At 64.5% G+C, this 21,324-nt stretch carries 19 protein-coding genes and 2 tRNA genes; 7 read left to right on the top strand and 14 right to left on the bottom strand.

Annotated elements, in window-relative coordinates; translation table 11 throughout:
* Nucleotides 1–6 precede the first annotated feature (6 nt).
* On the top strand, nt 7–939 hold the full coding sequence (locus O3297_RS15680; protein WP_070256667.1) for a CysB family HTH-type transcriptional regulator: 933 nt from the start codon (nt 7–9) through the stop codon (nt 937–939).
* Here O3297_RS15680 and O3297_RS15675 read toward each other — a convergent pair.
* Both O3297_RS15675 and O3297_RS15670 read right to left on the bottom strand, forming a co-directional pair.
* Nucleotides 936–1,289 (bottom strand): MmcQ/YjbR family DNA-binding protein, encoded by a 354-nt coding sequence (locus tag O3297_RS15675; protein WP_305049105.1) that lies wholly within the window; start codon nt 1,287–1,289, stop codon nt 936–938. The two genes, O3297_RS15680 and O3297_RS15675, sit on opposite strands and share 4 nt — an antisense overlap.
* On the bottom strand, nt 1,286–1,897 hold the full coding sequence (locus O3297_RS15670) for a DUF2185 domain-containing protein (protein WP_305049104.1): 612 nt from the start codon (nt 1,895–1,897) through the stop codon (nt 1,286–1,288). Before O3297_RS15670 ends, O3297_RS15675 begins: the two co-directional genes overlap by 4 nt.
* Nucleotides 1,898–2,255: 358 nt before the next feature.
* Here O3297_RS15670 and O3297_RS15665 point away from each other — a divergent pair, with 358 nt between their 5' ends.
* The gene (locus tag O3297_RS15665) at nt 2,256–2,813 is read left to right on the top strand and encodes a PEP-CTERM sorting domain-containing protein (protein ID WP_092608397.1); all 558 of its coding nucleotides are present in this window, start codon (nt 2,256–2,258) and stop codon (nt 2,811–2,813) included.
* Nucleotides 2,814–2,895: 82 nt separating this feature from the next.
* On the opposite strand, the gene O3297_RS15660 is transcribed toward O3297_RS15665, so the two are convergent.
* From O3297_RS15660 to O3297_RS15650, 3 genes are all read right to left on the bottom strand, one after another.
* Complete coding sequence (locus O3297_RS15660; RefSeq protein ID WP_305049103.1) at nt 2,896–5,334, bottom strand: TonB-dependent siderophore receptor; 2,439 nt, start codon at nt 5,332–5,334, stop codon at nt 2,896–2,898.
* Nucleotides 5,335–5,630: 296 nt separating this feature from the next.
* Nucleotides 5,631–6,677 carry an aldo/keto reductase gene (locus tag O3297_RS15655; RefSeq protein ID WP_305049687.1) on the bottom strand — a complete coding sequence of 349 codons (1,047 nt, stop codon included), beginning with the start codon at nt 6,675–6,677 and terminating at the stop codon, nt 5,631–5,633.
* Complete coding sequence (locus O3297_RS15650; protein WP_070256659.1) at nt 6,677–7,726, bottom strand: quinone-dependent dihydroorotate dehydrogenase; 1,050 nt, start codon at nt 7,724–7,726, stop codon at nt 6,677–6,679. Before O3297_RS15650 ends, O3297_RS15655 begins: the two co-directional genes overlap by 1 nt.
* A gap of 203 nt (nt 7,727–7,929) precedes the next feature.
* On the opposite strand from O3297_RS15650, the gene O3297_RS15645 reads away from it, so the two are divergent.
* Complete coding sequence (locus O3297_RS15645; protein WP_305049102.1) at nt 7,930–11,241, top strand: S41 family peptidase; 3,312 nt, start codon at nt 7,930–7,932, stop codon at nt 11,239–11,241.
* A 103-nt stretch (nt 11,242–11,344) separates the two neighbouring features.
* Here the strand turns inward: O3297_RS15645 and O3297_RS15640 are convergent, their stop codons facing one another.
* The 3 genes from O3297_RS15640 to O3297_RS15630 are packed head-to-tail and all read right to left on the bottom strand — an operon-like array spanning nt 11,345 to nt 13,465.
* A complete protein-coding gene (locus tag O3297_RS15640) occupies nt 11,345–12,067 on the bottom strand; it encodes an arginyltransferase (RefSeq protein WP_034785198.1) in 723 nt (240 codons plus the stop codon).
* A gap of 60 nt (nt 12,068–12,127) precedes the next feature.
* Nucleotides 12,128–12,844 (bottom strand): leucyl/phenylalanyl-tRNA--protein transferase, encoded by a 717-nt coding sequence (gene aat, locus O3297_RS15635; protein WP_305049101.1) that lies wholly within the window; start codon nt 12,842–12,844, stop codon nt 12,128–12,130.
* 30 nt (nt 12,845–12,874) lie between these two features.
* The gene (locus tag O3297_RS15630) at nt 12,875–13,465 is read right to left on the bottom strand and encodes an NUDIX hydrolase (RefSeq protein WP_034785201.1); all 591 of its coding nucleotides are present in this window, start codon (nt 13,463–13,465) and stop codon (nt 12,875–12,877) included.
* A gap of 185 nt (nt 13,466–13,650) precedes the next feature.
* On the opposite strand from O3297_RS15630, the gene O3297_RS15625 reads away from it, so the two are divergent.
* Together O3297_RS15625 and O3297_RS15620 are read left to right on the top strand one after the other, a co-directional pair.
* Nucleotides 13,651–13,727 (top strand) — tRNA-Met (locus tag O3297_RS15625).
* A gap of 141 nt (nt 13,728–13,868) precedes the next feature.
* Nucleotides 13,869–13,945: transfer RNA gene (locus O3297_RS15620), tRNA-Met, on the top strand.
* Between the two features lie 59 nt (nt 13,946–14,004).
* On the opposite strand, the gene O3297_RS15615 is transcribed toward O3297_RS15620, so the two are convergent.
* Nucleotides 14,005–14,793, bottom strand: coding sequence for a helix-turn-helix transcriptional regulator (locus O3297_RS15615; RefSeq protein WP_305049100.1), 789 nt, complete (start codon nt 14,791–14,793; stop codon nt 14,005–14,007).
* Nucleotides 14,794–14,903: 110 nt separating this feature from the next.
* Between O3297_RS15615 and O3297_RS15610 the strand changes: the two genes are divergently transcribed.
* Nucleotides 14,904–16,100, top strand: a complete 1,197-nt coding sequence (locus O3297_RS15610) for an MFS transporter (protein ID WP_305049099.1) — start codon at nt 14,904–14,906, stop codon at nt 16,098–16,100.
* Here the strand turns inward: O3297_RS15610 and O3297_RS15605 are convergent.
* Both O3297_RS15605 and O3297_RS15600 read right to left on the bottom strand, forming a co-directional pair.
* Entirely contained in the window at nt 16,097–18,403 is a 2,307-nt protein-coding gene (locus O3297_RS15605) for a xanthine dehydrogenase family protein molybdopterin-binding subunit (protein WP_305049098.1), read from the bottom strand. The genes O3297_RS15610 and O3297_RS15605 overlap by 4 nt on opposite strands.
* Entirely contained in the window at nt 18,400–18,876 is a 477-nt protein-coding gene (locus O3297_RS15600; protein ID WP_034785215.1) for a (2Fe-2S)-binding protein, read from the bottom strand. The genes O3297_RS15605 and O3297_RS15600 overlap by 4 nt, the downstream gene beginning before the upstream one ends.
* Nucleotides 18,877–19,026: 150 nt before the next feature.
* Here O3297_RS15600 and mug point away from each other — a divergent pair, with 150 nt between their 5' ends.
* On the top strand, nt 19,027–19,548 hold the full coding sequence (mug, locus tag O3297_RS15595) for a G/U mismatch-specific DNA glycosylase (RefSeq protein WP_305049097.1): 522 nt from the start codon (nt 19,027–19,029) through the stop codon (nt 19,546–19,548).
* Between the two features lie 43 nt (nt 19,549–19,591).
* On the opposite strand, the gene O3297_RS15590 is transcribed toward mug, so the two are convergent.
* From O3297_RS15590 to O3297_RS15580, 3 genes are read right to left on the bottom strand one after another with little or no spacing between them, the layout of a single operon-like run.
* Complete coding sequence (locus tag O3297_RS15590; RefSeq protein ID WP_305049096.1) at nt 19,592–20,383, bottom strand: anti-sigma factor; 792 nt, start codon at nt 20,381–20,383, stop codon at nt 19,592–19,594.
* Nucleotides 20,380–20,901, bottom strand: a complete 522-nt coding sequence (locus tag O3297_RS15585; RefSeq protein WP_305049095.1) for an RNA polymerase sigma factor — start codon at nt 20,899–20,901, stop codon at nt 20,380–20,382. The genes O3297_RS15590 and O3297_RS15585 overlap by 4 nt, the downstream gene beginning before the upstream one ends.
* Nucleotides 20,902–20,922: 21 nt before the next feature.
* Nucleotides 20,923–21,294: a hypothetical protein gene (locus O3297_RS15580; protein WP_305049094.1), complete on the bottom strand. Its 372-nt coding sequence runs from the start codon at nt 21,292–21,294 to the stop codon at nt 20,923–20,925.
* Nucleotides 21,295–21,324: the final 30 nt, after the last annotated feature.

Raw genomic sequence — 21,324 nt, 5'->3', positions numbered from 1 at the left:
ATAGCCATGAACTTTCAACAATTGCGATCGATCCGCGAAGCGGCCCGCCGCGGCTATAACCTGACGGAAGTGGCCAACGCCCTGTTCACGTCGCAGCCGGGCGTGAGCCGGCAAATCCGCGAACTCGAGGATGAGCTGGGCGTGGTGATTTTCGAGCGCAACGGCAAGCGCTTGACGGGCTTGACGGAGCCGGGCAAGGGCATCCTGAAGATCGTTGACCGTCTCTTGATCGAGGCGGAAAACCTGCAGCAGGCCAGCCTCGAATACAGCGGCCAGACCAGCGGAACCTTGTCCGTGGCGGCCACGCACACGCAGGCGCGCTATGCGCTGCCGAAAGTGGTGCAAAGCTTCCGTGCCGCTTTCCCCGACGTGCGTATCGCGCTGCAGCAAAGCGCGCCCGAACACATCGCGGAATGGGTGCTGTCCGGCAAGACCGATATCGGCATCGCCACGGAAGGCTTGAGCCAGTTCCCCGACCTCGTGTCGTTCCCGTGCTACCGCTGGAGCCACTTGATCGTCGTGCCGGACGGCCACCCGCTGCTCGAGCACTCGCCCATCCGCCTGGAAGACCTGGCGAAATATCCGCTGATTACCTACGACAAGGGTTTCACGGGACGCGGCCATATCGACGATGCGTTCGCCAAGGCGGGCGTGGCGACCGATATTATTCTCACTGCCATGGATTCCGACGTCATCAAGCAATACGTGGCGCTGGGCCTGGGCGTGGGCATCGTCGCTTCGATGGCCTTCGACCATGGCCGCGACAAGGGCTTGCGGGCCGTGGAAGCGTCGCATCTGTTCGCCACCAACACGACGCGCCTGGCCGTGCGCCGCGGCGCCTACCTGCGCGCGTACGCCTATGAGTTCATCCTGCAACTGGCGCCGGACCTGACGCGCGAAGACATCGACCGTGCCATGGCGGGCGAGGACGCCCTCTAGGCGATGGCTGCCCTTTGCGCGCGCGTCAGGCTGGCCACGGCGCGCGCGTAGCTATCCTGCACCAGCTCAGCCAGGTAATCAGCCGGGAAGCGCGCCACATCCACGATCGTCACCCAGTGAAAGCGGCCCATGTAACGGGCCGGTTTCACGCCCGGCATGTCCGTCAGTTCGATAAAGCGACCGGCGCTGACCCGCAGGCTGAAGCGCCACTGCTCCGGTGCGCTGGTCTTGAAGTACGCAAATTTTTTCCCCGCCACTGCATACACGAGGATATTCGACGGCGCACCGTACAGCACGGTTTGCGTACCGGGCAGGGCCGCGCAAAATTTCTTCAATTCATCTATTGTCATTCGTCAACCGCCATGAATTGTTGCGTGTTGTGGTCGAAGGCATAGGCCGCGCCGGCCGGAGCATCCAGCAGTGCAATAAAACGGTCGTCCACGCTGAGCACGGCGCCCAGCGACACGAGGGCCACGTTGGCGCTGTCGTTCATGTAGTCGTCGCTCTCGTCGTTGGCCGTGAAGCGCCAGCCGCTGTCGTCGTCGTTGTCCGGCTCCTCGCGGTACAGATAACCGACGGGTGCGCCGTCTTCCAGCACTTTTTTCGTCACGAAGCACAGGCCCGCGTAGCGGTTGACGAGGTTATCGTCATCGTCGTGCTGGGTATTGATGATGTGGCGCGCATCGAAGGCGACGGGGTCTTTGGCCTGTAAATCTTGGATGTAGCCGGGCATGTTGTCGAGCTTGCCGGTGAAGTGGCCATGCGGTTCGACCGTATCCACCAGCACCCACATGCGCTCGGCGCCCGGCGCTTGCGGATCGTCGCTGTGGAAGGCGAAGATCAGCTTGACCACCTCGCCGGGGCGCACCTGGGCGATGGCCTCGGGTGGCGATTTATAGAAAGTGTAGGGATGGCGCGCCGCCAGTTCGGCGGCGTCGGCCAGGTGCCAGCTGGGCATGGTTGCTTATCCGTGATCAAAAAGAGTAAGACCCATGGTAGCCGATTGCCTGTCAGGATGACCACGCATACCTTCCGGCTTGCCATTGGTACAGGGCGACCCTGCCACTTTACATGTGCTGAGATACAACAATCCTGTTCCCCGGGACGGCGAGCGTTCATGGCAACGATGGCGGCAAGCCCCGTGATAGCAGGCCTCGCCAATAAATTGATAAGACCAATTGAAATTTTCAATGGCCGAAGATGTTTCTTTTATTGCATTTAGATTTCCTGGATGATATCTTTTGTCCAATCGCAAAAAAATATAACAAAAATACAATCAACATTGTAGTTTTTGAAATTCATCGATAGGGGAAACTATGAACATGACTAAACATGCCGTGCTGGGTCTCTGCCTTGCTGTCTCGGCTTGCCTGGCGCCATTGGCCCAGGCTGCTAGCTGGGTGGAAATCACCGACCCTGCCATGAGCGGCTTCCTGGTGGGCGGCAATACCGTCACCTATGGCAGCGTGGCAGCGGACGCGGTCTGGGTCTATGACGGCGCCAACCCGGCCGGTGCGCAAAGCGCGGCCGCCATCAAGAGCTTGGTCAGCAGCAAGTTTGGCCTGCCCTCCAGCGGTGCAGGCTCGCTGGTCTTTGCCGCCCAGGGCGACCTGGCCAGCAGCAAGTCCGGTTCGTTTACCGTCAACTCCAGCTTTGACTACCTGGCCGTGCATTATGGCCGTGGCGAACTGTTGTTCCACTGGGACACGCCGCTTGCCGCGAATACGGTCTTCAGCATTGCCAACTTGCCGCGTGGCCTGAGCAATTTCCGCGCGTACAACTCCGTCTCTGCCGTGCCTGAGCCAGCGACCTACGGCATGCTGATGCTGGGCCTGGGACTGGTCGGTTTTGTCGCGCGCCGCCGCCGCGCCTGAGCCTGATGCGCCTGCGGGCGCAAGACATGAAAAAGCCCGGAAACGCGATGCGTTCCGGGCTTTTTGCATGGCAGAGCGCTATTTACCAGCTATAGCCAGCCTTCGCGTAGTAGTAGCGGCCGTTGAAACCGTTCGGCGCGAAGATGCTGTACGGCTGGGTGCCGTTGACGTTCAGGTTGCCCGCGCTCGTCACTTGCGCCGGGTAGCGGTTGGTGACGTTGTCGATGCCGGCCACCAGGCGCCAGTTCTTGCCCAGTTTCACGGAACCGGACACGTCCAGCACCCATTGCGGGTCATACGTCTGGTCCAGCTTGACATCGTTCTGCGGCACGGTGAAGCTGCCGTAACGCGTCACGACGCCGTGCGCATTCCAGATGCCGAAGCCGTAGTCGGCGGCCAGGCTGAACTTGTCCTTCGGCGAGGCCACCGTGATGCGGTCGATGCTCTGGCGGTCGATCAGTTTCAGGTTGTTGGCCGTCAGGATGGCTGGATTGTCGGCGATTTTCTGTACCGTGCTCTTGTTATGGTTGTAGGCCACGGTGAGATCGAGGCGGTCCTTGTCCTGCAGGTCGATGCGGTAGGTGCTGACGATGTCCACGCCTTCCGTGCGCGTGTCGACGGCGTTGGTGAAGTAGCGCGCCGCGCCCACGCTCGAGCCTTGCGTCGCCAGCTGGGCCTTGAGCTTGTCGTTCAGCGCCAGGTTGGCCGAGAACAGGATGCGGTTGTCGATGTCGATGCGGTAGGCGTCTACCGTCGTGGTGAAGTTGCGGTTAGGCTGGAACTGCAGGCCCAGGCTGTAGTTGCGGGCTTTTTCCGGTTTCAGGTCCTGTGCGCCCAAGGCGCGCGCCTGCGGCGTGTTGACGGCAAAGGTGCCCGTCTCGATGGCCGTATTGTTGCCGTTGATAACCTGGAAGTTGGTGGTGGTGATGGTGTAGTACTGCTGCGCCAGCGATGGCGCGCGGAAGCCGCTCGATACGGTGCCGCGCAAGGACAGCGCGTCCGTGAAGGAGTAGCGGGCCGAGCCCTTGGCCGAGGTGGTGCTGCCGAAATCGCTGTAGCGCTCATGGCGCAAGGCCACGCCGCCCGACAGTTTCTTCGTCGCTTCCGCTTCCAGGTTCACATAGATCGACTCGTTGTGGCGCGAGTGGCTGCCTGCGTTGGCGGGACGGAAACCGGAAAAGCCTTGCGCGCCGCCAGCCAATTTTGGATCGGCGGTGATGTACGACGTTTCCTCGCCGGCGCCGATGCTGTACTTTTCATGGCGCGCTTCGGCGCCCACGGCCACCGTAAGGGGGCCGGAAAAGAACGCGACGGGGAATTCGCGCGCCGCGTCCAGATTGAATACGGTCTGTTCGTTTTTCAGCGAGCCGGCATAGAAATGCGTGGGGCTGTTCGCGCCCAGCGACTGGTTGACCGTGTTGTCCAGGTCCAGTTCGAACTTGTTGCTGCCGTAATTGATGCTGGCATCCCAGCGCCAGCCGGCCGCGTCACCGCGCAAGCCCGTGACAATGGACTGGTCCGTCAGGGTGCTGTTTTGCAGCGGCAAGAAGCCTTCCGGATAGATCGGCGTGCGCTGCGAGTAGACCTTGGTGACGGGGTCCTGGATCAGGGCCGTGCGCCAGGTGGCGGCGGCCGACGTGTCGCGCTTGCCATAATTGCCGAAGGCATACCAGTCGATATTGTCGCTGATGCGGTATTCGCTGTTGAGGAAAATCGTTGCCGGCTTGCTTTCCGGATCGCCATAGCGCTGGTTGACCTTGCCGTAGCGCGGTTCCAGCGGATTGCGGAAGTCGGCGCCGGCGCGGTTGGTCGGGTCGCGTTCCGCCACTTCCGCCGAGACGCGCACCCAGCCGTCGTCACCCAGGGCGAAGCCGGCCGAACCCTTGATGGATTTTTGCTTGCCGTCGCGTTCCTGCGTCTGGCCATAGCCCACTTCGATATCGCCGCCGGCCGCGCCTTTTTTCAGGATGATGTTGATCACGCCGGCGATGGCATCGGAACCGTACTGGGCCGCCGCGCCATCGCGCAGCACTTCCACGTGGTCGATGGCGGCCAGCGGGATGGCGTTCAGGTCGACGGGCGCCGAGCCGCGGCCCAGGGAACCGTTGACGTTGACGACGGCCGAGGTGTAGCGGCGCTTGCCGTTCACCAGCACCAGGGTCTGGTCGGGCGACAGGCCGCGCAGCTGGGCCGGACGCACGGCGTCGCTGGCGTCGGCGCCCGTGGCGCGGGCAAAGTTCAGCGATGGCAGCAGGCGTGCCAGCACGGTGGCCAGTTCGCCCGAACCCGTGCTTTGCAGGTCGCGCGAGGTGAGGATGTCGATAGGCGATTCGGAATCGATGGTGCGGCGGTTCTTGGCGAAGGTGCCGGTGACCACCACCGATTGCAATTCGCCTTCGGCCGGCAGCTCTTGCTGCGCTTGCGCCTGCATTGGCAGGCTGAAGCAGGCGATCAGGCTGGCGGCGATAACGGTTTTCACGGGCAGGGCGGGAAGCTGGGAGCGGGCGGTGCTTGAACTCATCGACAATATCTCTTCGGTTGGTGGATGCGCGAACCATGGCGGTCCGGTGATGACATCAGAGTAACAGTGGGCCTGTGGCGTGCTTACGAATCGTTCTGTCTATCGATATGCAATAAATGTCTGATACACGTCCAAATGGCGCGGGTAGCGCATATGGCCTCGTTTCCAGCATACGACCGGGCACGGCAAGGCCGCAATGCTGCACAGCAGTAAATTGCCAGCTGTTGTATAAATACGACTATCTGCGATGAGCGTGGGGAGCCTGGCGGCGGCATGCGCCGCCAGACGGAGCGCGCCTACTGTCCCGGATTGGGCAGGCTGGCGTGGATGGCGTCGACGGCCGCCACCAGTTCCGGCGACAGGGTCATTTGATGGGCGTCGATATTCTGCTGCAACTGCGCCACGCTGGTGGCGCCGATGATGGTCGAGGCCACGAACCAGCGCGAGTAGCACCAGGCCAGCGCCAGCTGCGCCGGCGTCAAGCCGTGCGCGCGGGCCAGCGCCGCATACTGGCTGGCTGCCGCGATGGTAGCGGGGCGCACGTAGCGGGGACTCCAGCCGGCCGGGAAGCGCGTCAAACGGCCCTTGGCCTGCGGATCGTCGATATATTTCGCCGTCAGCTGGCCGAACGCCAGCGGACTGTAGGCCAGCAAGCTGACATTTTCCCGGTGGCAGGTTTCGTCGAGCAGGCTCGTCTCGAAATGGCGCGCCGTCAGGTTGTACAGGTTCTGGATGGAGGCGATGCGCGGCAAGCCTTTCAGCTCGGCCTGCTTGATGTATTCGCACACGCCCCACGACGATTCGTTCGACACGCCGATGTGGCCGATCTTGCCCTCGTCGACCAGTTTGCCCAGCACGGCCAGGGTGTCTTCGATGGCGACCGAGGCGTGTTCCTTGCGCGGGTTGTACACGCTGGCGCCGAAGATGGGCAGGTTGCGGCTGGGCCAGTGCAATTGATACAGGTCAATGTGCTCCGTCTGCAGCCGGCGCAGGCTGTCTTCGACGGCGGCGCGGATGTTGACCGCGTCGTGGTCCGTCTTGCCCTTGCGTATCCAGTGCATGCGCGAATTCGGCCCGGCCACCTTGCTGGCCAGCACGATCTGGCTGCGCTTGCCGCTTTTCTTCAGCCAACTGCCGATGTAGCGCTCCGTGCTGCCCTGCGTTTGCGCACTGGCCATCACCGGATACATCTCGGCTGTGTCGACGAAGTTGATGCCCCGCTCCAGCGCGTAATCGAGCTGGCTGTGCGCTTCCGCTTCGCTGTTCTGCTCGCCGAAGGTCATCGTGCCCAGGCAGATCCGGCTCACCTCCAGGCTGCTGGCACCGAGCTTGACCCTGGCGATCATGTCGCCTGTTTGCCGCGCAGCGCGCGCGCGCAATCCTTGATCAACGCGGGACCGGCGTAAATCAGGCCGCTGTACAGCTGCACCAGCTGCGCGCCCGCCTCGAACTTGGCCACAGCGTCGCTGCCCTGCATGATGCCGCCCACGCCGATGATGGGCAGTGCATCGCCCAGTTCGGCCTTCAGCAGGCGGATGACATTGTTCGACAGCTCGAACACGGGCGCGCCCGACAGGCCGCCCGCTTCGGCGCCGTGCGGCATGCCTTCCACGGCGCTGCGCGACAGGGTCGTGTTGGTGGCGATGACGCCATCGATACGGTGGCGCGTGAGCGACTCGGCAATGCTTTTCACCTGTTCGCCATCCATGTCCGGCGCGATTTTCAGGGCCAGCGGCACGTAGCGTTTGTGCTTGTCCGCCAGGCGCGCCTGGGCATCTTTGAGCTGCGACAGCAGGGCGTCGAGTTCCGACGCGCCCTGCAGCTGGCGCAGGTTTTTCGTGTTCGGCGACGAGATGTTCACCGTCACATAGCTGGCGTAGGGGTAGACTTTTTCCAGGCACAGCAGATAGTCGTCGGCCGCCCGCTCGATGGGCGTGTCGGCATTCTTGCCGATGTTCAGGCCCAGCACGCCGGCGCGGTCCTGGTAGAACTTCGACGCCTGCACGTTGGCGACAAAGGCGTCCACGCCGCCATTGTTAAAGCCCATGCGGTTGATGATGCCCTGCGCTTGCGGCAGGCGGAACATGCGCGGTTTCGGATTGCCCGCCTGCGCGCGCGGCGTGACGGTACCCACTTCGATGGAACCAAAGCCCAGGTCGGCCAGCGCGTCGATGTAGGCGCCATCCTTGTCCAAGCCGGCGGCCAGGCCCACGGGATTGGGGAAGGTGATGCCCATCACCGTGCGCGGGTCGGCTGCCGGTTTGCCGGCCAGCTTCGTCAGGCCCAGCGCGCTGGCGCGTTTCAGGGCGGGCAGGGTGAGATGGTGGGCCGCTTCGGCATCCATCGAAAACAGCAGCGGGCGGGCGAGGGAGTACAGGAATTTTTCAGACATGGGGCGCTTTGAGTAGGTGTGCGGGCCGCCGGGAAGGGCTGGCGGCGCGCGAAATAAGTGCCGTATTTTACCGTGTTCCACGCGGCTGCCGGGTGTATAGTTCTTGTTGGCCAAATGCAATATTGATCCATTGATAATCCGCATCCGGCCTTGGACTTTCCTGTTTCTTCTCTGTTCTGTTTACTTCATAAGCGAGACATCGATTGAAAAAGACACGCATCTTGACCGCCATCGCGGCCGCCAGCGCACTGCTGCTGAGCCACCCGGCCCTGGCACTGCCCAATACCCAAGACACCCGCATGCTGAGCGAACCGGCCGTCTCCAGCCGCCACATCGCCTTCATCTATGCGGGCGACTTGTGGCTGTCGAACCTGGATGGCGGCGGCGCGCGGCGCCTCACTTCCGACCTGGGCGACAAGTCCCATCCCGTGTTTTCACCCGATGGCAGCCAGATCGCGTATAGCGCCAACATCGACGGCAATGTCGACGTGTATGTGATCGCGGCGGCCGGCGGCGTGCCGCGCCGCCTGACCTTCCACCCGGGCGCGGACCTGGCGCAGTCGTTCACGCCCGATGGCCAGGCAGTGATGTTCACCTCGCCCCGCGCCGCCTTCAACAACCGCTTCCAGAAGCTGTTTACGGTACCCGTGGCGGGCGGCGTGGAAACCCAGCTGGAAATCCCCAACGCGTCGCGCGCCGCCTATTCGCCCGATGGCAAGCGCATCGTTTACAACCCGCTGGCGCCCGCCTTCAAGCAGTGGAAGCGCTACCGGGGCGGCACCAACTCCTGGCTGTGGCTATTCTCGTCGGCCGACAAATCCATTGAAAAAATCCCCCAGCCGACGACGCGCTCGAACGACGTCGACCCCATGTGGCTGGGCGACACCGTGTACTTCCGCTCCGACCGCAACGGCGAATTCAACCTGTTTGCGTATGACGTCAAGACGAAAGCCGTGCGCCAGCTGACGCGGCATGCGGATTTCCCCGTGTTGAACGCGTCGGCCGCGAACGGCACCATCGTCTACGAGCAGGCTGGCTATTTGCACTCGCTCGACATCGCCAGCGGCCAGGCGCACAAGCTGACGATAGGGGTGGCCAGCGACCTGGGGCAGACGCGCCCGCGCTGGGTCAAGAATGCGAAATACATCCGCGACGCGTCGATTTCGCCGTCGGGCGCGCGCATCGCCTTCGAATACCGGGGCGAGATCGTCACCATCCCCGCCGACAAGGGCGATGTGCGCAACCTGACGCAGACGGCCGGTGCCCACGAGCGCACGCCGATCTGGTCGCCCGATGGCCGCTCGGTCGCATATTTCTCGGACGAGTCGGGCGAGTATGAACTGCATGTGCGGGCGCAGGATGGCAAGGGTGCCGTACGCAAGTTCAAGCTGAATGGCAGCGGCTTCTATGACAGCGCCGTCTGGTCGCCCGACAGCAGGAAGATCGCGTTTGCCGATAATGGCTGGAGCATGTATGTGATCGACGTCGGCACGGGCAAGGTGCAGAAGGTCGCCACGGAGCCGATGTATGGCGTCGACAAGAGCATGCGCGCCTCGTGGGCGCCCGATTCGCGCTGGCTGGCCTACACGCTCAATTCGCCCACCTACACGCGCAGCGCCTACATCTATTCCGTCGAGCAGAACAAGTCGATGCCCGTGACCGATGGCTTGTCCGACGTGGCCCAGCCGGTGTTCGACAAGAGCGGCAAATACCTGTATTTCTTCGCTTCGACGAACGCTGGTCCCAGCAACAACTGGTTCTCGCAGCAGAATGAAGACAACCTGGTGACGCGCACCGTGTGGATGGCCGTGCTGCGGCGCGACTTGCCATCGCCCCTGATCAAGGAGAGCGACGAGGAAAAGGCCGCCAGCGCTGACATCAAAAAAGACACGGCGAAGGCGGAGCCGGAAGCGAAAAACGAACCGAAGGTCGATCCGAAGACGGGCCGCGACGATCCGAAGGTGACGGTGGCACCGGTGGCGCCGATCAGCATCGATTTCGACGGCATCGCCACGCGCATCGTCGACTTGCCGCTGCCGGCCGCGCAGTTCTCCAGCCTGACGGCGGGCGCCGCAGGGCAGATCTTTTTGCTGCGCGAAAGCGACGGCAAGAAGGCCGTGCAGCGTTTTGACCTGAAGGAGCGCAAGGCGGAAACCGTGGTGGCGGAAGCCGATGAATTCGAAGTGTCGGCCGATGGCAAGAAGCTGCTGTACCGCCAGAAGGAGAATTGGGCCATGGGTAGCGCCACGGGCAAGCTGCTGGCGCCGGGCGAAGGCAAGATCAAGGTCGACGCCATCGAAGTAAAGGCCGATCCGCGCGCCGAATGGACGCAGATTTTCAACGAGGTGTGGCGCATCAACCGCGATTACTTCTATGACCCGGGCATGCATGGCGTGGACTGGAAGGCCATGCGCGACAAGTACGCCGTCTTCCTGCCCGAGCTGTCCAGCCGCGCGGACCTGAACCGGTTGATCCAGTGGATGTGCAGCGAGCTGGCCGTGGGCCACCACCGCGGTGGCGGCGGCGATGATTTTATCGAGGCGAAGAAGGTGCCGGGGGGCTTGCTGGGCGCCGACTATGAAGTGCGCGATGGCCATTACCGCTTCAAGAAAGTGTATGGCGGCTTGAACTGGAATCCGGCCCTGCGCGCGCCGCTGACGGAGCCGGGCCTGAACGTCAAGGCGGGCGAATACCTGCTGGCCGTCGACAGCCGTCCTTTGCTGCCGCCGACGAATATCTACAGCGCCTTCGAGAACACGGCCGGCAAGGCGATCGACCTGACCGTGGGGCCATCGGCCGACGGCAAGGGCGCGCGCACCATCACCGTGGTGCCCGTGCCGACCGAGGATGCCTTGCGCAACCGCGACTGGATCGAAGGCAATATGCGCAAGGTGAATGCGGCGACGGGCGGCAAGGTGGCATATGTGTACGTGCCGAATACGGCGGGCCTGGGCCACACCTACTTCAAGCGCTATTTCTTCCCGCAGGCGGACAAGCAGGCCATCATCGTCGACGAACGTTTCAATGGTGGCGGCAGCGTGGCCGATTACTACATCGAGATCCTGCAGAAGAAGGAAATCGCCTGGTGGACCATGCGCTACGGCGCCGACATGAAGACGCCGTCCGCTTCGATCCAGGGGCCGCGCGCCATGCTGATCGACGAGACGGCCGGTTCGGGCGGCGACCTGCTGCCGTGGATGTTCCGCAAAAATAACATGGGCCCGCTGATCGGCAAGGCGACGTGGGGCGGCCTGGTGGGCGTGCTGGGCTTCCCCGTGCTGATGGATGGCGGCTTCATCACGGCGCCGAACCTGGCGTTCTGGACGCGCGAGAATGGCTGGGGCGTGGAAAACGAAGGCGTGCCGCCCGATATCGACGTCGAGCAAACGCCGGCCGACGTCATCGCCGGACGTGATCCGCAGCTGGAAAAGGCGATCGAGGTGATCCAGGCCGAACTGGCGAAGAATCCGCCTGTGCAGCCCAAGCGTCCGGCGTTTCCGGACAAGAGCAAGTAGGTCGAATTAGGCGCGAAGCGCCGTAATCCGACACCATTGTTGGCATCGCAGTGTCGGATTACGCGCTTGCGCGCTAATCCGACCTGCCAAATAATCCCAGGTTTTACAGGATCACCCACTGCCCCTTGATCCGTGCTTCCAGCGGCTTGAAGTTGATTTTATAGGCCATCTTCGGGCTTTGCGCGATCCAGTAGCCCAGGTAGATGTAGGGCAGGCCCAGCTCGCGCGCCTGGGCGATTTGCCACAGCACGTTGTAGGTGCCGTACGAGGCGCCCGGCACGTCCGGATCGAAAAAAGTGTAGACGGACGACAGGCCATCGGCCAGCACGTCGATGATGCTGACCATGCGCAGGATGCCTTCGGCATCGCGGAACTCCACCAGGCGCGTGTTGACCCGGCTTTGCAGCAGGAATTGCGCATACTGGTCGCGGCTGTCCTGGTCCATGCCGCCGCCCGCGTGGCGCGTGCTCTGGTAGCGCAGGTACAGTTCGTAGTGCTCGTCGAGGAAGGACAGGGTGGCCACGCCCGCCTGCAGGTCTGCGTGGCGGCTCCAGGCGCGGCGCTGGTTGCGGTTCGGGGTGAACTCGCCCGTCACGACGCGCACGGGAATGCAGGCTTGGCAGCCGTCGCAATACGGGCGGTAGGTGAAAATGCCGCTGCGGCGAAAGCCGTTGCGCACCAGTTCCGAATACACGTCGCTGTTGATCAGGTGCGAGGGCGTGGCCACCTGCGAGCGGGCCTGGCGGTCGTCCAGATAGCTGCACGGATAGGGCGCCGTCGTGTAGAACTGCAGGGTGGCAAACGGTAGTTCGTTCAGGTGCGTCATGCTGATCCTGTCTGGTCTGTCCGCGGCAATGGAAGTCTGCGTGGAGATATCATAGCTTTTTTATGCCGGTGGTGCAGCTTGCCAATCCGTGATTTGCGCTGCTTCAATGGCGACGCGCACATGGGCGAGGAAGCGCGCGCGCGAAATGGGCGCCGCGCCCAGCGAGGCCAGGTGCTTCGTTTCTTGCTGGCAGTCAATCATGGCCACGCCGCGCGCGTGCAGAAAACGCACGAGGTGCGCCAGCGCGATCTTCGAGCCATCCGTCACGCGCGCGAACATCGATTCGCCATAGAACATGCGTCCGATCGACACGCCATACGCGCCGCCGACCAGTTCTCCATCAAGCCAGAGTTCCGACGAGTGCGCGTAGCCCAGCTCGTGCAAGCCCGTGTAGCCGGCGATGATTTCGTCGGAAATCCACGTGCCCGGGCCATCCTTGCGCGGCGCCGCGCAGGCGCGCATGACGGCGTCGAAATCGCCGTCGAAGCGCAGCTGCCAGCGACCGTCCGTGGCGGCGCTGCGTTCGACCTTGCGGATCGCCTTGGCCAGGCTGTCGGATACCTTGAAGTCCTCCGTCATCAGCACCATGCGCGGATCGGTACTCCACCACAAAATAGGCTGGCCTTCGGAAAACCAGGGGAAGATGCCGCGCCGGTAGGCGTCGAGCAGGCGCGCGGGCGACAGGTCGGCGCCGGCCGCCAGCAGGCCGGGCGCCTCGTCGGTGAGGGCGCGCGAAACGTCGGGAAACGGGGTGTGGGTATCGAGCCAGGGAATCATGCGGCGTCAAAGGTGGCAGTTGGTGGAGGCTTATTCGGGGGCTTGCTCTGCATCCGTGCGCGCCATCGGGCGCGTGATGTCGCCCGTATGGAAACCATAGCTGCCGCCTTCGCGGATTTTCACGCGGTCGGCAAAGAACAGTTCCAGGGTGGCGCGGATGGTGGGGAAGGCCAGGTCATCCCAGGGTATCTGCGCTTCCGTAAACATCTGCACGTCCAGGCTTTCGATGCCCGGCGCGAAATCGAGGTCGCGCAGGCGCGCCAGGTAAAACAGGTGCACCTGGTGCACGCGCTGCACGTTCAGCAGTGAAAACAGGGGGCCCAGTTCGATATTCGCGCCCGCTTCCTCCACCGTTTCGCGTTCGGCCGCGTCGGATGTCGTTTCATCGTTTTCCATGAAGCCGGCAGGCAGGGTCCAGTAGCCCAGGCGCGGCTCGATGGCGCGCTTGCACAGCAAGACCTGCAGCTGGCCATCCTCTTCCCACACGGGGATGGAGCCGACCACCATTTTCGGGTTCTGGTAATGGATGGCGTCGCAGTTGGCGCAGACATAGCGCGGACGGTTGTCGCCTTCCGGAATGGAGAGGCTGACAGGATGGGCGCATTCGGAGCAGAATTTCATGGGCGGGCTTGGGAAAATGGAAGTCTAGTGTAACGCTTACTGTACACCGATTGCGCGCGGCGTGGCGTGTCGGGAGGACACAATGCCAATCGGCAATTGGCCGGGGTTTTTAATTAAATAGCTCTATTGCAGCCTAAGTTGAGATAGCTATTGCCTAAGCCACCCGTTTGCCCTTATAATTCTTGTGCGGGGTGGAGCAGTCTGGCAGCTCGTCGGGCTCATAACCCGAAGGTCACAGGTTCAAATCCTGTCCCCGCAACCAATACCGGAAAGCCGCTGATTCTTGCAAAAGATCAGCGGCTTTTTCCATTGCTGGCCAACGACAATATCCGGCAGACAGGGCAGGTATGACATTGTCAATTCACGCCTTTACGCCGCGCAACAATCTGGTATATAATTCGTCTGCGGGGTGGAGCAGTCTGGCAGCTCGTCGGGCTCATAACCCGAAGGTCACAGGTTCAAATCCTGTCCCCGCAACCAATTCGAAGCCGCTGATTTCTCGCAAGAGAATCAGCGGTTTTTTCGTTGTGCGCTGCAGTTCACTCCTGCGCCTGGCGTGCATACACCACCAGCCGCAGATGGCGGTCCGCATCGATGGTGAGCGAGGTGTGTTCATATGCGACCTCCTCGCCGTCGATTGTCAGGCGGCGTACGCCGGCACATGGCGCATGCACGTCGTGGCGGCGCCACCATAACTTGAATTCGGGCGAGACTTTTTCCAGTTCCTCCACCAGCGCGTGGATATCCGCTTCCTGCGTGGCGCGCGCATAGTCGCGGCGAAAGCTCGACAGCATCAGCGGTGCCTGCTCTTCCCACGCCGCGAAGCGGGATCGCAGCAGCGGCTCGGTAAACAAGAGCCACAGCAGATTGCGGCGCGAGGCGGCATGCGCGCCGAAGCCAAACAGGGTGTCGGCGCCCCCGTTGAACGCCAGCACGTCCCAGCGCAAATTGAGCACATACGCCGGATGCGCCAGCTCGTGCATCAGGCGGCGCACCAGCGGCGGCACCACGCAAAACGTCTTGCCCTCTTCGGCCGGCGGACGCGCATGCGCCAGCAGGAACAGGTGGCGGCGCTCGCCCGCGTCCAGTTTCAGCACTTCGGCCAGCTTGTCGAGAAAGGCGCTCGAGACGCCGATGTCGCGCCCCTGCTCCAGCCAGGTGTACCAGGTCAGCCCCACGCCGGCCAGCGCCGCCACTTCTTCGCGGCGCAAGCCCGGCGTACGCCGCCTTCCACCGCCGGGCAAGCCCACGTCTTCCGGCGACAGCCGCGCGCGGCGCGCCTGCAGGTAGGCGGCCAGTTCGTGGCGGGTGCGGGCCAAGGTGCGCATGGTGATGCCTTTCCGGTAAGCCTGTTGCTATCAGTAATAGCATAAACAGTTAAATTGTAATTGTTTATATTGTATTCCAGAATGCCTGCTTTCTTTCCGAAAGCTTGCCCATGTCCGACTCTTCCTCCTCCAGTAGCCTCGCGCCTGCCATCGCCGCGCTGCCTGCCACCGTCTACCTGATCGCCATGGGCGCGTTCGCGCTGGGCATGGCGTCGTATGTGACGGCGGGCTTGATGCCGATGATTGCCAGTGCCTTTTCCATCTCCCTGGCGATGGCCGCGCAACTGGTGACGGCGTTTACGCTGGCCTATGGCCTCGGCTCGCCGCTGGTGGTGGCCTTGCTGCCGGCGCGCGCGCAGCGCTCTGGCCTCCTGATCGCCCTGGCCGTGTTCGTGCTGGCGAACGGGGCCAGCGCGCTGGCGCCCGGTTTCAGCGGTTTGCTGGCATGGCGCGCCATTGCCGGCGTCGGTGCGGGTGTCTACCTGGCGCTGGGTATCGCGGCGGCGGCCGGCGTGTCGGCGCCGCAGCAGCGGGGCAAGGCCATCGGCGTGATCATGGGCGGCATGGCGGGCGGCACGGTGCTGGGCGTGCCCTTGAGTTTGCTGCTGGCGCAGCAGCTGGGCTGGACCGCGGCCCTGTGGCTGGTCGCCGTCCTTGGCGGGCTGGCGCTGGCGGGCTTGCTGTGGAAGCTGCCCGCGTTGCCGGCGGTGCCGGCCACGTCGCTGCGCCGCAAGCTGGCCTTGCTGGCCGATGGGCAGGTGCTGTCCATCCTGCTCGTGTCGCTGCTGGCGGCCATCGCCAGCCTGGGCATGTACACGTTTATCGCGCCGCTGCTGGCGTGGTCGGCGCAGGGGGCGGCGGTGTCCGCCACGCCCTTCCTGTGGGCCTGGGGCGTGGGGGGGATCGCGGGCAGCGTGCTGGTCGGACCGTGGGCGGACAAGGTGGCGGCGCCGAAACTGACCTGGCTCATCTTGCTGCTGCTGGCGCTGGCCTTGTGCGCGCTGCCGCTGGCGGCCGGTTGGTCGGCCTGGCTGATGCTGGCGCCGATCGTGCTGTGGGGTGCGGCTGGCTGGGCCCTGCAAGTGCCGCAGAACCAGCAACTGCTGGCCGTGCGCGCGCGGCAGGGCGATGGCAACCTGGCCATCGCCCTCAACGAATCGGCGCTGTACCTGGGCAGCGCCATTGGCGCGGCCACCGGCGGGCTGCTGCTCCTGCTCGACTGGCCCATGTGGCTGCTGGCGGCCGGTGCCGCCCTGGTCGCCGCCGCAGCGTTGCTGCTACAGTTGCCTGCCGCGCGGCGGACCTAAGCCTTTTTCGCCAGCTGCATGCCCACGGGCAGGGCGCGGATGCGCTTGCCCGTGGCCGCGAAGATGGCGTTGCACAGGGCTGGCGCGATGGGCGGCGTGGCCGGTTCGCCCACGCCGCCCAGCTCCATGTCCAGGGTACCCGGCACCAGGTGCGTGTGGATCACGCGCGGCGCGTCGGCGGCGCGCAGCACGGCGTAGTCGTGGAAATTGCTTTGCTCGACCCTGCCATTCTTGAAACTGATCTCGCCGCTCATGGCCAGCGACAGGCCCATGATGCAGGCGCCCTCGATCTGCGAGCGCACGCGGTCCGGGTTGATCTGCGGGCCGCAATCCATGGCGATGTCGACCCTCGGCACGATGACTTCGCCGGCCGCATTGATCTCCACTTCGATCACGGTCGCCACATAGGTGACAAAGCTGTAGGACACGGCCAGGCCCAGCCCCCGTCCCTTGGGCAGCTTGCGGCCCCAGCCCGCCTTGGCTGTCGCCAGCTCGATCACGTGGCGCATGCGGCCGATGTCGACCGGATACTTCGCCGGATCTTCGCCATAGTTCCAGCCGTCGGACAGGTCGGCCGGGTTGATCTTGCGCGCGGGGCCCAGCAGCGCGAGCAGGTAGTCGCGATGATCCTTTTTTGCCGCGTGGGCCAGTTCGGCCGTGAACGACTGGATGGCAAATGCGTGCGGGATATTCGACACGGAACGGAACCAGCCGATGCGCGTGTGGGCCGGCACTTCGGGCACTTCGACGCGGATGTTCGCAATGGCGAACGGCACGTTGATGGCCGACATGCCCAGCTCGAACGGCGCCTGCCTGTTCGCGCCGGCGGCAAAGGTCGACGTGATGGTGGGGGCTGCCGTGCGGTGCAGCCAGGCCGTCGGCATACCTTTCGCGTCCAGCGACGCTTCCAGCCGTTCGACGGAGACCGTGTGCAGGTAGTCGTGCTGCAGGTCGTCGTCGCGCGTCCACGTCAGCTTGACGGGCGCGCCATCCATGGCTTTCGACAGCAGCGCCGCCTCGACGGCGAAATCGGGTTTCGATTTGCGCCCGAAGCCGCCGCCGAGCAGGGTCACGTGGACGGTCACGTCGTCATACGCCAGACCCAGGGCCTTGGCCACATTGCTGCGCGTCGCTTGCGGCGCCTGCACACAGGCCCACACTTCGGCCTTGCCGTTGGCGATGCGCACGGTGGCGGCGGGCGGCTCCATGGTGGCGTGGGCCAGGTGGGGCAGATAGTATTCGGCACTGAATTTCCGCGCGGCGGGAGCGGCGGCCAGCGTGGCCACCGTCCTGCCCTGGTCGCGCGCCGGGCTGGCCGGCTGTCGCACGGCCGCTTCCAGGGTCTTGCGGAAGGTCTTCGAATCGTAGCCGGCGTTCGGGCCATCTTCCCATTCCAGCACCAGCGCTTCGCGGCCCTTGATGGCGGCCCAGGTGTTGCTGGCGATGACGGCCACGCCGCCCAGCGGATTGAACATGGCTGGCGGCGGACTGCCCGCCAGTTCGACGATGCGCAGCACGCCCGGCACTTTCAGGGCCGCCGTCTTGTCCACGCTTTTCAGCTTGCCGCCAAAGACGGGAGGGCGGGCGATGACGGCGTACGCCATGCCGTCGAGGCGCGTGTCGATGCCGAAGTGGGTATTGCCCGTGACGATGTCGTGCAAGTCGATGCCGCGCGTGCTGGTTTGGCCGATGTAGCGCAGCTCACCCGCCGTTTTCAGGCTGATGCGCGCGCGTGGCGGCACCGGCAATTTGGCCGCTTCTTCGGCCAGGGCGCCAAAGGACAGCGAGCGTCCGCTGGCCGCATGCACGACCGCGTGGTTGACGGCTTTGACTTCCGTCACGGGTACGTCCCAGCGCACGGCGGCAGCCGTTTCCAGCATCAGGCGCGCGGTGGCGCCCACGTGGCGCATGGCGCGGAACGAGTGGCGCATGCTGCGCGAGCCGTCCGTATCCTGGCTGCCGTAGCGCGCTTCGTCGGCGGGCGCCTGCTGTACGCGCACCTGCGCCCAGTCGGCACCCAGTTCGTCGGCCGCCACCATGGGCAGGCTGGTGCGGATGCCCTGGCCCATTTCGGAGCGGTGTGCCACGATGGTGACGATGCCGTCGGCACCGACCGACAGGAAGACCAGGCTGTCGTCGACCACGCCGCCAGCCATCTTGTCGCCGCCGTATTTGACGGCATCGGCCGCCATCACGAGGCCGGAAGGGCCGGCCACCAGGGTCAAACCGGCCAGCGCGCCGGCGGCCTTGAGCCAGTTGCGCCGCGCAGGCGAATGTGCGGCAGGAGTGTCATGCATGCTCATTTGGCCGCTCCTTTCGCGTGGATGCTGGTCGCGGCCTGCTTGATGGCCGCGTGGATGCGAGTATAGGTGCCGCAGCGGCAGATATTGCCGCTCATCGCTTCGCGGATTTGCTGGTCGTTCGGTCTTGGGGTCTTGTGCAGCAGGGCCGTGGCCGACATGATCTGCCCGGCCTGACAGTAGCCGCATTGGGGCACGCCGTGTTCCTGCCAGGCCTGCTGCAGCGCCAGGCCGACCTTGTCTTCGCCCACGGCTTCGATGGTGGTGATCTTCTTGCCGGCGGCGGCCGACATCGGCGTCACGCAGGAGCGGATGGCTTCGCCATCGAGGTGCACGGTGCAGGCGCCGCACAGGGCCATGCCGCAGCCGAATTTGGTGCCGGTCATGCCCAGTTCGTCGCGCAGGGCCCACAGCAGGGGCGTGTCTTCAGGCAGCGCAAGCTCGTGTTGCTTGCCATTGATGGTCAGGGTCGTCATGTGTATTCCTCGGTGTGGGATGGTGCGGGAAAGCGCGACGGCCATCCACCATACGGATGAGCGCATCAGTACGGGATGGTAGCACCGCCCGCCCTGCGCTGCAGGACATGGCGCCGGTGGCATACTGCGGCTTCTGATAGCGGAGTTTTCATGACATACCTCACAACGGCGCCGGGCTTGCCCGATATTCTCGCTCCCGGCTTGCAAGTGGTTTTTTGCGGCCTCAATCCGGGCATGGACGCGGCGGCGGCCGGCCACCATTTTCTCGGCCGCGGCAACCGTTTCTGGCCGGTGCTGCACCTGGCCGGCTTCACGCCGCATCTGGTGGCGCCGCAAGACGATGCCAGCGTGCTCGGTTTCGGGCTGGGTTTGACTGCGGCCGTCGGGCGCCCGACCAGCCGCGCGGACCAGGTGGGGGCGGACGAGTTCGCGCAAGCGGCGGCGGGCCTGCAGCATAAACTGGCATTGCTGCAGCCACAGTGGATCGCCTTCCTGGGCAAGGCTGCCTACGCGGCGATGACGGGGAAGCGCCAGCTGGCGTGGGGCGAACAGCCGGAGCGCTTCGGCGGCGCGCGCGTGTGGATCTTGCCCAACCCCAGTGGGCTCAATCGCGGCTATTCGAAGGAGCGGTTGGTCGACGCGTATGCGGAACTGCGGCGTGCGCTGGACTGATAGCGCGCTGGCGTTCAACGCACTTGCGCATGGATGGCGGGGCTTAGCGGGCTTGCTCCAGCTGCGCATACACGGCGTCGGCGATCTTGCCCAGCTCCCGTTTGGGCAGGCTCGCCGAGAGGGCGTAACCAAGCTGGCCGTCAATCCAGTAAAACACGCTCAGCTCCTTTTCCTGCGTGTAGCGGAAGGCCGTTTCCTGCCTGCCGGCCCGTTCTTTGGCCACATACAGGGTCAGGCGCTTGCCGCTGCCATCTTCGTACATGAATTGCGCCACGGGGCCGTCGCCATCGCCGGGCAGCAGGCGGCCGCCGATCAGGTGATAGCCGAGCGGTGACAGCGCGGGCGGTTGCAATTTGCTGCCCAGGCGTTTCGACAGCCATTGCACCAGGTGCGCCTCCTGTTCGACACCCACTTCCACGGGATGGCGCACTTCGGGCGTGTAGACGGCATGGGCGATGGCGGCGCTGCGCGCCAGGGACATCGGGCTGGCGCTGGTGGTCCGCATGTCGCCGCCATCACCGCGCAGCAGCCAGCCGCCCGCGCCGCCTGCGATCACCAGCACGATGGCCGCTGCCGCCTGCATGGCGTGGCGCTGCCAGGCGCCGTTCGCCGCCGGTGGCGATGCCGCCTGCAGCAGGTCCGGCGGCACGGCTTCGTCCAGCACGGGGTCGAACAGGACACGCAATTGCCGGTTCTGTTCGCGCCAGGCGTGCACCCTGGCGGCATCCTCGGGGTGTGCGTGCAGGTGGGCGTCGACAGCCGCGCGCTGCGCCTGGGGCAGGACGCCGTCGGCCAGGGCGTGCAATTGCGCTTCGCTGATGGCTTGCGTTGTCATTTCACGACTTTCAGGGTAGGGGCGCCATGGCTGCCGGCCGGGCGGCCATCGAGCAGTTCGCGCAGCCGTTCGCGCCCGCGCGACAGCCGCGACATGACGGTGCCGACAGGGATGCCCAGGGTGGACGCCACCTGCTCATACGGCATCTGTTCAAGCGCGACAAGCAGGATGACTTCGCGCTGCCCCAGTGGCAAATGGGCCAGCGCCGCATCCATTTCGCCGATGGCGATGGCTTGCCCCGGCGCGTGCTCCGGGGCGGGCAGCAGGGCGTCGTCGTCGAGCTCCTGCAACGCCAGGCCGGGGCGGCGCAATTGATCCACGTGCAGGTTGTGCATGATGGAAAACAGCCAGGGTCGCATCTCGCCACCCCGTTGCCACTGGTCGAACTTGCGCCAGGCCCGCTCCACGGTGTCCTGCACCAGGTCGTCCGCGTGCACGGCGCCCACCAGCGCGCGCGCATAGCGGCGCAGGCCGGGCAGGCAGGCTTGCAGTGTGCGGCTGTCCTCTTGCGTGGTCATCGTGGCGGCGGGATGGGGGGCTTAGGGCTTGACGACGTGCCACACGTTCTTGAAATTGTCGCCGGCCACGTCGCCCGGTTTCTTGTCTTCCTTGTACAAATACAGGGGCTTGCCCTTGTAGGTCAGCTGCATGGCGCCGTTGTCTTCGCGCTTGATGCTGCCATACGGGGCGGCGGGCGCCGCTTCGGTGGCGATGACGGCGGGCCAGGCCACCAGGCAGCCGCCGCTGCAGGCGCTCTTGCCGCTGTCGGCGACATCCTTGTCGAACACATACACGGTCATGCCGCTGGCGTTGACCAGCATGCCGTTGGCCGGCATGACGTCGGCGGCAAAGGCCAGCGGGGCGGACAAGGCGATGAAAAGGGCGGTGGCGGCGAAAGTGGTAAAGCGCATGATGGTCTCCTTGAGGTTTTGAGGGCTTGC

This window comes from Janthinobacterium sp. SUN128, from assembly GCF_030587275.1.
GTDB lineage: Bacteria > Pseudomonadota > Gammaproteobacteria > Burkholderiales > Burkholderiaceae_D > Janthinobacterium > Janthinobacterium lividum.
Note: the sequence above shows the minus strand (reverse complement) of the source record. Positions and strands in the feature narration are given on the sequence as shown.